Origin of the sequence: Exiguobacterium sp. s130, assembly GCF_018619055.1 — a bacterium.
GTDB lineage: Bacteria > Bacillota > Bacilli > Exiguobacteriales > Exiguobacteriaceae > Exiguobacterium_A.
In genome coordinates this window covers 1-11,744 of record NZ_JACSNI010000003.1, presented here as the reverse complement: position 1 = coordinate 11,744, position 11,744 = coordinate 1, and the positions used below count along the sequence as shown (strand labels likewise).

At 47.6% G+C, this 11,744-nt stretch carries 15 protein-coding genes; 1 reads left to right on the top strand and 14 read right to left on the bottom strand.

The genetic code is table 11. The features are described from left to right. Positions 1–44: 44 nt before the first annotated feature. The 13 genes from HZS85_RS07610 to HZS85_RS07550 all read right to left on the bottom strand — a co-directional run bounded on the left by HZS85_RS07610 (position 45) and on the right by HZS85_RS07550 (position 9,371). Positions 45–773 carry a class I SAM-dependent DNA methyltransferase gene (locus HZS85_RS07610; RefSeq protein ID WP_214854775.1) on the bottom strand — a complete coding sequence of 243 codons (729 nt, stop codon included), beginning with the start codon at positions 771–773 and terminating at the stop codon, positions 45–47. Continuing rightward, positions 773–1,120 carry a ribosome silencing factor gene (gene rsfS / locus HZS85_RS07605; RefSeq protein WP_023467427.1) on the bottom strand — a complete coding sequence of 116 codons (348 nt, stop codon included), beginning with the start codon at positions 1,118–1,120 and terminating at the stop codon, positions 773–775. Before rsfS ends, HZS85_RS07610 begins: the two co-directional genes overlap by 1 nt. Beyond that, a complete protein-coding gene (gene yqeK / locus HZS85_RS07600; protein ID WP_214854773.1) occupies positions 1,117–1,692 on the bottom strand; it encodes a bis(5'-nucleosyl)-tetraphosphatase (symmetrical) YqeK in 576 nt (191 codons plus the stop codon). Before yqeK ends, rsfS begins: the two co-directional genes overlap by 4 nt. Beyond that, the gene (gene nadD / locus HZS85_RS07595) at positions 1,682–2,251 is read right to left on the bottom strand and encodes a nicotinate-nucleotide adenylyltransferase (protein WP_214854771.1); all 570 of its coding nucleotides are present in this window, start codon (positions 2,249–2,251) and stop codon (positions 1,682–1,684) included. The genes yqeK and nadD overlap by 11 nt, the downstream gene beginning before the upstream one ends. Further along, entirely contained in the window at positions 2,248–2,541 is a 294-nt protein-coding gene (gene yhbY / locus HZS85_RS07590) for a ribosome assembly RNA-binding protein YhbY (RefSeq protein WP_023467424.1), read from the bottom strand. Before yhbY ends, nadD begins: the two co-directional genes overlap by 4 nt. A 2-nt stretch (positions 2,542–2,543) precedes the next feature. Then, positions 2,544–3,332 carry a shikimate dehydrogenase gene (aroE, locus tag HZS85_RS07585; RefSeq protein WP_214854769.1) on the bottom strand — a complete coding sequence of 263 codons (789 nt, stop codon included), beginning with the start codon at positions 3,330–3,332 and terminating at the stop codon, positions 2,544–2,546. Beyond that, positions 3,332–4,441 (bottom strand): ribosome biogenesis GTPase YqeH, encoded by a 1,110-nt coding sequence (gene yqeH, locus HZS85_RS07580; protein WP_023467421.1) that lies wholly within the window; start codon positions 4,439–4,441, stop codon positions 3,332–3,334. The genes aroE and yqeH overlap by 1 nt, the downstream gene beginning before the upstream one ends. A 143-nt stretch (positions 4,442–4,584) precedes the next feature. Further along, positions 4,585–5,169: a YqeG family HAD IIIA-type phosphatase gene (locus tag HZS85_RS07575; RefSeq protein WP_023467420.1), complete on the bottom strand. Its 585-nt coding sequence runs from the start codon at positions 5,167–5,169 to the stop codon at positions 4,585–4,587. A 136-nt stretch (positions 5,170–5,305) separates the two neighbouring features. Continuing rightward, positions 5,306–6,646, bottom strand: a complete 1,341-nt coding sequence (locus tag HZS85_RS07570; protein WP_214855936.1) for an ArsB/NhaD family transporter — start codon at positions 6,644–6,646, stop codon at positions 5,306–5,308. A gap of 59 nt (positions 6,647–6,705) precedes the next feature. Further along, complete coding sequence (locus tag HZS85_RS07565) at positions 6,706–7,485, bottom strand: phosphatidylserine decarboxylase (protein WP_214855933.1); 780 nt, start codon at positions 7,483–7,485, stop codon at positions 6,706–6,708. Beyond that, positions 7,478–7,966 (bottom strand): thioredoxin family protein, encoded by a 489-nt coding sequence (locus tag HZS85_RS07560; RefSeq protein WP_214854767.1) that lies wholly within the window; start codon positions 7,964–7,966, stop codon positions 7,478–7,480. The genes HZS85_RS07565 and HZS85_RS07560 overlap by 8 nt, the downstream gene beginning before the upstream one ends. A 13-nt stretch (positions 7,967–7,979) precedes the next feature. Beyond that, complete coding sequence (gene iadA / locus HZS85_RS07555; protein WP_214854765.1) at positions 7,980–9,113, bottom strand: beta-aspartyl-peptidase; 1,134 nt, start codon at positions 9,111–9,113, stop codon at positions 7,980–7,982. Between the two features lie 63 nt (positions 9,114–9,176). Then, positions 9,177–9,371: a YjzD family protein gene (locus HZS85_RS07550; RefSeq protein WP_035409317.1), complete on the bottom strand. Its 195-nt coding sequence runs from the start codon at positions 9,369–9,371 to the stop codon at positions 9,177–9,179. 198 nt (positions 9,372–9,569) lie between these two features. Between HZS85_RS07550 and HZS85_RS07545 the strand changes: the two genes are divergently transcribed. Beyond that, positions 9,570–10,379: a Cof-type HAD-IIB family hydrolase gene (locus tag HZS85_RS07545; protein WP_214854762.1), complete on the top strand. Its 810-nt coding sequence runs from the start codon at positions 9,570–9,572 to the stop codon at positions 10,377–10,379. Positions 10,380–10,638: 259 nt separating this feature from the next. On the opposite strand, the gene HZS85_RS07540 is transcribed toward HZS85_RS07545, so the two are convergent. Next, a complete protein-coding gene (locus tag HZS85_RS07540; protein ID WP_214854759.1) occupies positions 10,639–11,490 on the bottom strand; it encodes a YitT family protein in 852 nt (283 codons plus the stop codon). Between the last annotated feature and the right edge of the window lie 254 nt (positions 11,491–11,744).

Genomic DNA, 11,744 nt, shown 5'->3' with positions numbered 1-11,744 from the left:
CAACACGAACGTGTATCGCTTAAAGAAGACGGATGAGATCACTTTTACATTTTTTCAGCAACGAAGAAAATCCGCTCGGCTGTCTCAGAAGGAGCATCCGGTCCAAAATCGCCAGTGACCGCGAGAACCCGGAATCCTGCGTCGCGTAACCATGTTACGTATTGTGCTGGAGGATATGTCCGCTGATGATGCGTTTCATCGACACGCTCATAACGACCGTCCTCCTCCTCGATGAAGAAAGTCAGCTCATGGACGACAGAAAGCGGTGCTTCACCAGGATCCGCGAACCAGATATATGAACTTTGCTCCGCATGTGTCGCGTACGTCTTTCCATTGAACAACGTCTCCATCTTGTAAGGAGAGTGTGTATCAAACAAAAGACGTCCACCCTCTTTGAGGATTCCTGAAACATGTGTAAACGTCTGTCTGACATCCTCTTCCGTCCGGAGATAATTCAAGGAGTCGCATAGGATCGTCACGGCATCGACAGGTGTCGGCAATTCGATTTCGCGCATGTCTTGCGCCCAGAATTGAATAGTCAATCCCTCTTCCATCGCTTTTTCCTGTGCGACTTCGAGCATCTCTTCCGATAAATCGATCCCGAGCATCTCATAGTGTGCCGCTAATGCAAGCGTCGCCGTACCCGTTCCACATCCGATATCAGCAATCGTACTTCCAATCGGAACGTATGCTTTGACCCAGTCAACCCATTGATCGTAAGGGACGTCTTGCATCAATTCATCATAGATGTAGGCGAACTGTTCGTATGCCATTAGTTGACCTCGACTTCAACCTTTGGAGCATCTGCCCATAGTTTTTCGAGGTTATAGTAATCACGATCGTCACGGTGGAAGACATGAACAACGACGTTTTCAAGATCCGCCAACACCCAACGTGCCGCATCGAATCCTTCGAGGCGTTTGATCGGCAGGTTATGTTCGTGCGCGACTTCTTTGAGTTCACGCGCGATCGCCTGTACTTGTTTTTCTGAATTTCCTTCACAGATGACGAAATAGTCGGCAACTGGTGAGATGCTCGACATATTCAGGACGACGATATCTTCAGCACGTTTATCGTCGATGGCATTTACGATTAATTGTAATTCTTGTTCGACTGTCATAGGACGGTCCCCTTTCGTTTGGCCGCGACGAAGGCATTATAGGTCTCAATCGTTCGCGGAAAGATGATAGCTTGTTTCGTACATAAAAAATGAATCGTCTGACTGAGTGTTGCGATGACGGCGTCCGTCAAATCCTGCTCGGCTACTTCACGAAGCGCTTCGACACCCGAATAACTACGATTCGGCTCAATCGCATCCGCCACGAAGATGATTTGATCAAGTAACGGCATACCAGGTGCCCCTGTTGTATGATTCGCGATGGCTTGATAAATCAAGTCTGAATCAAGACCAAGTTCTCGACGCACAAGCTCCGCACCCACTGGCGCATGAAGTAGTTCGTCATCATAGTCGAGTAAGATCCGTTGATTCAATTCAACGGCAATCGAACGCATCTCATTCGTATCGCGGTATTTTGCATAATCATGGAGCATGGCAGCAAGTGTTGCTTCTTCTTCGTCAACACCATATTTAAGAGCCAAGTGTCGTGCCGTCTCGACGACACCTAAAGTATGCACATAGCGTCGCTCAGGCAATGTGTTTTCAATGATTTGACGTGCTTCTTCAAGGCGCATATAGATTCCACTCCTCAATCCGTTGTCGAACGGCTTCCGGTACAAGATAGCGAATGCTCCGTCCGCGCGCGACCCGTTGCCGGATATCCGTCGAAGAAATTTCTAACAATGGCATATCGACCGCTTTCACACGGGCACCACGCGGAATCAGATACCGACTGCCCGGTCGAGCGACAGCACCAAAGACGACTTCCTCGTATAACCGTTCGGCTTGATACCACGTATCGAGACTCACGAGTGAATCTGCGCCGATTAGAAACAGAAACTCATGCTCCGGGTATCGGTGCTTGAGTGCACGAATCGTATCATACGTATAGGAAGGTTCTTTTCGCTCAAATTCAATCGCAGAGACAGAGAAGGCAGGGTTCAATGCAATTGCTTCTTCTACAAGATGGAGACGCTTAGTTGCGTCTGTGACAGTACGTTGTTTATGCGGTGGTACATTCGCTGGTAAAAACCAGACCGCATCAAGTTCGAGTTGTTCCTGCGCTTGTTCGGCAATCAGGAGATGACCGATATGCGGAGGGTCGAACGTTCCGCCCATCAGTCCGATTTTCATCGTGGCAATTCGAGCGTCTTGTTCTCTTTTGATTCTTTATAGAGAACGATGACTTTTCCGATGACTTGAACGAGTTCAGCATTCGTTCCTGCGACGAGTTCTTGTGCGACATCCTTTGGTGCGTCCGCACAATTTTGTAGTACTTGTACTTTCAAGAGTTCCCGTTTTTCAAGGGCATCCATCAAATCAGCACACATCGCTTCGCCGACTCCATTTTTACCGACTTGGAAAATCGGGTTTAGATCGTGAGCTGTCGCGCGTAAAAAACGTTTTTGTTTACCTGTTAACATGATTAAAACTCCTCCAATTGCTTTCGTATCACCTGCTCGCCAAGTGCGAGATCAGGTGCTTGTCCGGTGAAGCGTTCAAATGCTTCAGCCGCTTGTAAGACGAACATCGGGACGCCGTCGAGTGTGTCGAGACCTTTTTCAGTCGCTTCACGCAATAGACGGGTCGGCGTCGGTCGATAAATAATATCACAAATCAAAGCGTTCGTCTCTGTCAATTCGATCGGACGTGCTTCGACATGTGGCGCCATCCCGACAGAAGTCGTATTGATGATGACGTCGTAACTCGTTAAATCAAATGTTTCGTGCCATGGCAAGACGTGTGTTCCGAATTCATCGGCAACCACCCTAGAGCGTTCTTCTGTGCGGTTCGTGAGCGTCACATCTCCCGGTAGCGCAGCAATGATTCCTCGCGCTGCACCGCCCGCACCAAGGACAAGTGTCTTTTGAAATGACGGACGACGTTCTGTCAACGCACGGACGAATCCGATTCCATCTGTATTCGCACCAATCAACTGCCCATTCTTCCAGTATACCGTGTTGACGGCGCCCGCTTTTTGAGCTGCCGGCTCCAGCCGATCCAGGAACGGAATGATTGCTGTCTTATGGGGAATCGTCACATTGATTCCATCTAGCTGATGTGTACGTAATTTTGTAATGATTCGTGGCAATTCATGCTCCGTTACATCGATAAGGTCATAACAGCCGAAAAGCCCAGCCGCTTCCAGCCAAGCTGTATGCAGCTCAGGTGAAAGTGAATGGGCAATCGGATGACCGATGACGGCAAAGCGCATCAGACGAGCGCCTCACGTAAGGATACAGCGACACCTTTCGGGGCGTAAGCAGCGACACGTCCACCTTTTCCGTGAACCGCAACCCACCCGAGTCCACTGAAGACGATATCCGTCTTCATGTTATCGCGGAGGCTGAATTCATGACGGACGAGCGGCGGTAGCATCTCACGCGTCTTTTCGTTTGGCGGAGACAACAGCTCACCGTTGTGGTTCGCGTATAAATCGTCTGCCTTTTCAAGCTTCGTCCGGTGAACTTTCAATTCGTTCGACATGTAGATGACGAATGAACGCTTGTTCCCTTCCATATAGTCCAATCGTGCAAGACCTCCGAAGAAGAGTGTCTGTTGCGGATGGATTTGGAAGACTTGTGGCTTGATCTCTTTTTTCGGTGTAATCAGCTTCAAGTCCTTTGCATCAACATAGTGAGCCATCTGGTGATGATTGATGATCCCCGGTGTATCATACAGGTTACAGTTATCGTCGAGTGGAATGTCGATCAAGTCGAGTGTCGTTCCTGGGAAGTGACTGACCGTGATGACGGCTTCATCTTCTTCACCGAAGCGTTTGATGACTTGGTTGATCAGTGTCGATTTCCCGACGTTCGTACAACCAACGACATAGACGTCGCGGCCTTTTCGATAATAATCGATTTTTTCAGCGAGTTCATCGACTCCGTGCCCCTTTTTCGCACTGATCAGATGAACGTCGACTGGACGTAATCCAAGTTCTTTCGATGCTTGACGCATCCAGTTCATGAGACGGTTCGGGTTGAGTGACTTCGGTAATAAATCGGCTTTGTTCCCGACGAGTAAGACATCGTTTTTACCGACGAACCGATGTAATCCCGGTAACCAGCTTCCATTAAAATCGAAGATATCAACGATTTTAACGACAAGTGCATCTTTTTGACCGATTCCGTCTAAGATTTTAACGAAATCATCGTCCGATAACGATACATCTTGAATTTGATTGTAGTGCTTTAATTTAAAGCAACGTTGGCAAATGACCATTTCACGATCAAGTGCGGATTTAGGTGCGTATCCTGGTGCTTTCGTGTCTTCCGTTTGAATGGCGACACCACAACCAGCGCAGTGGATTTCTTCGATCATATTATGTTGAGCCGCATGCGGGAACGATATCCCTTCTCTTTTCACCGTAGCGCCCTGCTCGCTACTCCAAGAGCGTAACTTCCGACCTCTCGCCGTACATGTTGCGACTGCTGCCTTCCCTTTCATCTACCGATCTGACAGGGTTATTGTTGCTTATCCTGACGAAGTGTTTCGATCGGATGCTCCAGTGCAGAAGGATCTTCCTTGACGCGTTGTGTCAATTTATAGATTCCTTTGCGTTTCATCCGGCGGAAAATGACACGTTCCATCAGGCGATTGAATTTCGTGACGACACCGTCCGTCTTAACGACGGGTTGAACGTGGATGACTTCGATTCCAACGGAGTTTGCACCGAGTACATCCGTGAAGAGTTGGTCTCCTAAGAAGACGACTTCTTTCGCGTGATAGCCGAATTCCGTCAATGCCCGTTTAAACCCGATAGGAAGCGGTTTTCGAGCAGGCGCAATATAATGCAGTCCGAGTGGATCCGCGAACTTCTTAACGCGGTCTCCGTTATTGTTCGATACGATGATGACGTCAAAACCATATTGATTATTCACCATATCCAGCCAAGCAACCAATTCGTCTGGAGCATCTGCGATATTCCATGCGACGAGCGTATTATCAAGATCGGTCAAAATCGCTTTGACACCGTTTCGTTTGAGCATTTCAAGGTCGATATCGTAGATCGAAGCCACGAAATGTTTCGGATAAAGTCGTTTGAACAAGAATAAAACCTCCAGATAATGGTCTAGCTCTATAGTTAAGTTTAAGAAACAGTTATGCTCTTATCGTTCGATTATAGCACAATCAGGTAGCAAGAGCGACGCACAAAAGAAAACGGAAGGCGAACCTCCCGTTTTCTTAATAATACCGAATCCACAAATAGAGTTGGGATAGGATCAACGTTACGATCGTGATCGGTGCTCCGTAAATCAAAAAGCGCATATAGGTGAATTTTTCACCTTGTCGTGTCGCAAGACCCGCGACAATGACGTTTGCCGATGCACCGATCAATGTCCCGTTACCACCGAGACATGCACCGAGTGCGAGGGACCACCATAAAACATCCACTTTCGCATCTGCTGGTGTAAGTCCGATCCCAGCAGCGACATCATTGATGAGCGGGATCATTGTCGCAACGAACGGAATGTTATCGATCGTCGCACTCGCGATACCGGACAACCAAAGAACAGCAGTTGCTGTCGTCTGAATGTCACCGCCTGTCAGATCAATCGTCTTCTCCGCAAGATATCGAATGATACCTGCTTCCTGAATTCCACCAACAAGTACAAATAGTCCGGCGAAGAAAAAAATCGTAGTCCATTCAACACGCGCAAAGATCCCTTCCAGCTGATGATCGTTTTCAATCGTTAGCAACATCAGGACGGTCGCTCCAAGAATTGCGATCGCTGGTGCTTCGAGATGGAGTCCGATTCGATCAAGCATCGGATGCAACACGAAGAGTGCAATCGTACTAACGAGTACGACACTACTCCGCGTGACGAGTTTTCGACTGACAATATAACTCTTTTCATCGATTTCCATCAATTTTTGTCGATCTTCTGCCTCGACGTGCAGTTGCTTCCGGAAGACGAAGTACAGAATGCCGATCGTCACGACCGTAATGATCAGGATGATCGGTGCAAGATTCAGCAAAAAGGCATTGAACGTTAAGTGTGGATTCGCGGCACCGATCATGATGTTCGGTGGGTCGCCAATCAAGGTCGCCGTCCCACCGATGTTCGCAAATAATACTTCGGCGAGCAAGAACGGAAACGGCGCGATTTTAAGTATCTTTGTAATCGAGAAAGTGATCGGAACGATCAATAAGACTGTCGTGACGTTATCCAAAAAGGCAGATCCAAGTGCCGTCAATGCGGATAATAGAATCAACACTTTGATTGGGTCTCCTTTTGTTGTCTTCGCCGCACGAATCGCAATATATTCAAACAATCCAGATTGATTGGCAATCGTAACGAGAATCATCATCCCAATTAATAAGACGATTGTTCCCCACTCGATGTATTCAAATAATGCAGTCTCGAGATCCACAATGCCGACGATGACCATCGCGAGCGCTCCAAGCAAGGCGACGATCGCCCGGCTTACTTTTTCACTGATGATGAAGCCATAGGTCACTAAAAAAATGATAAGTGCGATATATGTCTGGACCTGTGTACTTCCGACTTCTGCTAATGCCATTGCCGGCATGATTCATTCCTCCTAAACGTAAGGAGACGCCCCGAACGGGCGCCTCGCTCTCATGAATGCCATTGTCCGAGGCGTTGCCCCATTAAAACTGGTCCAATCGCTTGACTGTCTAACGTCAATGCCTCTTTCCGACAAATCAGGACGACCGTCGAACCGAATGAGAAGTATCCAAACTCATCCCCGCGACGAAGGTCCTTCGACTCGTTCGTCCGAACGATCGAGTTGACGTTCAGTGCGCCGACCATGACATGTTCAAGTGCATGTTTTCCTTGGACGATACGTGTCACGCGACGATAATTCCGTGTCAATGGACGAAGCGCATGTGTGAGACCGATCTCATTCACTGGTGCTGAATCGCGACCGAGCGTATAGCTCGTCCGGACTGTTCCATCCATCGGCACATGAACACGATGGTAGTTTTGCGGACTTAAGTAAAAGATCATCACACGTCCCCCGACATATTGCTGTGCTTCATGATGGGAACCGAGTAACTCGGATACCGTATACGATTGTCCTTTGACGGTAAAGCGGCTATCAGCCGTCAAGTCGTCAACGACAGACAATATACCGTCACACGGACTGACGAATGCGCCTTCTGATTGATCAATTGGTCGCATTTCCGGTTTGACATGACGAATGAAAACGTCATGTAAACTCGAATACGCTTCTAAATTCCGAGTCGCTTCTGCCATATTCAAATCATATGCCCGAACGAACGGACCGATAAACGGACGACTGATACGGCTCATCGCAAAACGTTTCAGTTGTTTGGCAACAAGCGGGTGTCCATTTAACTCGAACACGCGAGAGTAGAACCATTTTTTAATCATTGAGATCACCGGATGATTCTTCTTTTGAATCCTTTACTTCTTTTCCAGCAAAGAACTCTTTGTAGCTGTCTTCTGTTTGTTCACCAGCTACCCGTCCGACTTCCTTACCGTCTTTAAAGTGAACGACAGTCGGTGTACCCTCGATGCCAAACGTATCCCAAGCCGACTGTTCGACAGCAAGATCGATCTGTTCGAACGGAATGTCTTGTTTTTCACCAAGCGGAACAAGATATGGTTTTACTTTTTCGCAGTGCACGCATCCCGTTTGATAGAAATACGTATAGAATTCGTCACCGGATTTTACTTTATCTGCGACTTGTGTAGCTGTTAGATTGCCATTCTTCGATGCGGAATCATCACGATCCGTGAAGACGAGCAGTAATCCTCCAACCAATACGATCAAGGCGATGACTCCCGCTGTAATCCAGTTCGCCTTGGATTGCGGTTTTTTCGTGTTTTTTCGTTTCGACTTCTTTGACACGTCTATCCCTCCGTCATTCTGGTATAAGCCATTTTTTCTGAATCATTATAGCATGACCATTCGCAAGAATCGTATCGATTTGCAAAGCGTCATCAATCAGTAACAGATCAGCACGTTCTCCGGTCGCTATCCGCCCACCCGAAACGCCATATGCATCCGCGACATGTCGCGTGATCGTCGAGATTGCCTGATCAAAAGCAACACCACGCTCTACTGCATCGCGCACGGCTTGCATCAAGGAAGATGGTTTTCCTGTATCGATTCGCACTAATCGACCTACATCATCAAACGCCGGAAGACTTGCGCCAGCGTCGCTCGACATCGTGATCTGCTCGAGTGGGATTCCCGCTGCTACAGCCCGGGCGACAGCCTGTCCTGCTGGAATCTCGCCTTCCGCAATGAAGCTTTCCGTCGTACACGTCGTGAAATCGATTCGTCCGCCCTGTTTCGCCCAAGCGAGTCCCGCCTCAAAAATCCGTTCACTCCGGTTGATATGCGTCGGGAGAAATTGCCCTATTGGAATATCAGTCGTTTCAATCACTTCATGTAATAAATCAAGCCCTTGTTTCCCGTCTCCGATGTGGACGTTCATCGTTCCCGACACGCCTTTGACCATGCCGGCGATTCGAGCCTCTGATGCTAACCGCGCGAGTTCATGGGCAGTCGGCTGTGTCGATCGGTGATCATTGATGGCAATCTCTCCGATGCCAATCACTTCATTGATGAGGACGATATCATGCCCTGTCGAATGTGTCAGGAAGACGGGTGGCACCATGTAACTTCCGCTCAAGAGAAAGGGACGAATACCGAATGCGGCATATCCTCGTATGTGTGCCAGTAGATCAATTCCGGTTCGCGTCCAGCCATCTGTTCCGAGCAATCCGACGACTGTCGTGACACCGCCTTCGAATATGTCACGAACAGTCAACGGAGCCGTTCGTGTCGCAAATCCGCCTTCCCCTCCTCCACCAATTGGATGTAAGTGTCCGTCGATGAAACCAGGAACTAGCCGTTTGCCGCGACCATCAATTCGGTATGTAATCAGTGCTTCATCTATGGTGTAGGAACCGATTCCGATGATCTGATTTCCTGCTATGTAGACATTTTGCGGCATCTGTTGCCACATGACCTGTTCGATGACGATCATCGCTCATTCCTCCTTAAGACAAAAAGCGAGCCTATCGTCCAAGTGACGATATCTCGCTTTTCCTTATTCTGCCTTAGTCCCTTGACCAAGACCTAAATCTTCATTGACGGCATCGAGTGCGAAGACGACAAGTGAAGTGACGACAGACATCGCTGTCGCGAATCCAAAGCTATACGATACTGCATCAACCGCTGATACGATGAACACGGCTGTGTTCACGAGTAAGAATGACCAAAAGAATGTAACGAGAAAACGCATGATTTCCCCTCCGTTTCCATAACGTACTATAGAGTTATCCTACGATTTGTAGTATACCATTTTTTAATCTAAGCAACAGCTTTTCTCTAATTTTTTCAAGCGCTTTCTTTTCCTTGAAAAACTTACTCGTTTCATACGAAGGACAATCGCTTCATATGATACAGTAGAATTAACGAAAAGAAAGCGGAGGATTTCATCATGACCCGTCACTTAATTGCTGTCGATCTCGACGGCACCCTTTTAAAGGATGATAAAACGATCAGTGTGGCGAACATCGCTGCGCTTCAACGTGCACGTGCAAACGGTCACGAAGTCGTCATTGCGACAGGACGACCGTTCCGTCACGCTCGAAAATATTACGAACAGCTTGGATTAACGACACCGATCGTTAATTTTAACGGTGGTCTCGTCCATCACCCGCAGAATGTTCATTTTGAAGTCCAGCACCATCCGATTCCACTCAAGACCGTCCAACATATTTTGGAATCCGTCGCTGAAACAAAGACACAAAATATCGTTTGTGAAGTCACGGATCATGTCTATTTTCAATATGATCCAGTCGGTATCTACGAATTTTATACCGATCATGCCTTGTCTGTCACAACAGGAGATTTACGAAAAGTACTTCTTCACGAACCAACGTCACTTTTGATTCATGCTAAAGGAGAACATGTCGATGAGATTCGTTCCGAACTATCTGGTGTCCATGCTGAGACAGTACTTAATCGTCAATGGGTGAAACCTGAATTCATGGTCGAAGTGATGCGAAAAGGTACAAGTAAGGCGGTCGGTCTTGCTCACATCGCGCATCATCTCGGGATTGATTCCCGACAGATCGTCGCGTTTGGTGATGAGGAAAATGATTTAGAGATGATCGAATATGCTGGACATGGTGTCGCGATGGGTAATGCCATCCCTGCGCTGAAACATCTGGCAAACGGCACGACGAAGCGAAACGAGGATGACGGGATCGCGTATTACTTGAGACACGTACTTGGACTCACATGAAAACAGATAAAGAGGCTGACTCAAAAAAGAATGACGCGTCTTTTCACGCCCTTTCCTCAGGCGAGACACAAGCCAGTTTTCCTGCTTCGTTGGAGCAGAAAAGCGGGTCTTGTTCGTCTCTGACAGCGCATAAATGCGCTTGTCCCTGTAGGAGTGGCGTGTGACGCGTCATTCTTTTTGTTACGAGATAAGGATGGCAGATCATCATTCTGCCACCCTTATCTTTGTAGAGACTGACTTTTGAGTCAGCCTCTTTTCATTATCCTTTTCGGAAGTATCCGACGACCGAGTCCGTCGCGACGACGTTGATGAATACTGTCTCGTCCGCTTCCCGACAAATCCGTTCGATATCCCGCAATTCGTGACGCTCAATGACCATCATCAACGTCGCTTTCTCAGCTCGTGAATACGTACCGATCGAAGGAATCTGCGTGATTCCACGAATGATGTGCTGATGCAGAGCCGTCGTGATGTCATCCGCATGATTCGTGACGATAAAAATCGTCAAGCGTTGGTTACTTGTATGAATCTCATCGACGACCTTAGAAGTCACGTAGATGAAGACGATCGTATATAAGGCAGTCGACCAGCCGAACAAGGCACCTGCCAATAGTGCGATCAAAAAGTTCAAGACGAACAGATATAAGCCGACACTGCGATCGGAAAAACGGGCAAAGATGAGGGCAACGATATCAAACCCACCCGTCGAAGCACCGAATTTAATCGTGATACCGGTACCAATCGCAAGCAAGACCCCTCCAAACACTGCATTCAGTGTCTGATCACCTGGTATGACAGCATATTGAGGAATAAGGCCAATAAAAATCGTCGTTGCCAGAACCGAAATCAACGTGACGATTGTAAAACTCCGACCTAACATGATCCATGCAAGCACGATCAAAGGGATGTTCAGCGCTAAGAACCAAACGTTTTCACCAAACGCAAACGCTGTATTTTGAAGGACTTGCGTCAAGATTTGGGCAAGTCCTGTAAATCCAGTCGAATAAACACCACTTGGAATCAAAAACCAGTTCATGGCAACGGCAATGACGAATCCTCCAATCGTAGCCACGATCACTTTTAACATACTTTCCTTTACTACTGCTGTCACACGCCGTTCTCCTCTCATTCATAACTATCTTGAAACACTTTAGCACATTCAAATGTCCCCGGATAGTCAAGATTTCCAAAGATTGATGTTCTTTTTCATGATGGCGTTTTCATTTGTGACAAAGGTGTCCTCTAATTCGTGTTACACAAAAAAAGAACCGACTTGGTGAACTGAACCAAAAAAGTTAGACAATAAATAATTTGTCAGGCGACCTTGAGGACCTGAGTCCGGTATTCCACCGGGCTCAGGTTTTT

Bases quoted from the DNA above. Each gene is read 5' to 3' on its own strand.
- HZS85_RS07610 (WP_214854775.1), bottom strand. From the start codon at position 773: ATGGCATACGAACAGTTCGCCTACATCTATGATGAATTGATGCAAGAC.
- rsfS (WP_023467427.1), bottom strand. From the start codon at position 1,120: ATGACAGTCGAACAAGAATTACAATTAATCGTAAATGCCATCGACGAT.
- yqeK (WP_214854773.1), bottom strand. From the start codon at position 1,692: ATGCGCCTTGAAGAAGCACGTCAAATCATTGAAAACACATTGCCTGAG.
- nadD (WP_214854771.1), bottom strand. From the start codon at position 2,251: ATGAAAATCGGACTGATGGGCGGAACGTTCGACCCTCCGCATATCGGT.
- yhbY (WP_023467424.1), bottom strand. From the start codon at position 2,541: ATGTTAACAGGTAAACAAAAACGTTTTTTACGCGCGACAGCTCACGAT.
- aroE (WP_214854769.1), bottom strand. From the start codon at position 3,332: ATGCGCTTTGCCGTCATCGGTCATCCGATTGCCCATTCACTTTCACCT.
- yqeH (WP_023467421.1), bottom strand. From the start codon at position 4,441: ATGATCGAAGAAATCCACTGCGCTGGTTGTGGTGTCGCCATTCAAACG.
- HZS85_RS07570 (WP_214855936.1), bottom strand. From the start codon at position 6,646: ATGGCATTAGCAGAAGTCGGAAGTACACAGGTCCAGACATATATCGCA.
- HZS85_RS07565 (WP_214855933.1), bottom strand. From the start codon at position 7,485: ATGATTAAAAAATGGTTCTACTCTCGCGTGTTCGAGTTAAATGGACAC.
- iadA (WP_214854765.1), bottom strand. From the start codon at position 9,113: ATGATCGTCATCGAACAGGTCATGTGGCAACAGATGCCGCAAAATGTC.
- HZS85_RS07550 (WP_035409317.1), bottom strand. From the start codon at position 9,371: ATGCGTTTTCTCGTTACATTCTTTTGGTCATTCTTACTCGTGAACACA.
- HZS85_RS07545 (WP_214854762.1), top strand. From the start codon at position 9,570: ATGACCCGTCACTTAATTGCTGTCGATCTCGACGGCACCCTTTTAAAG.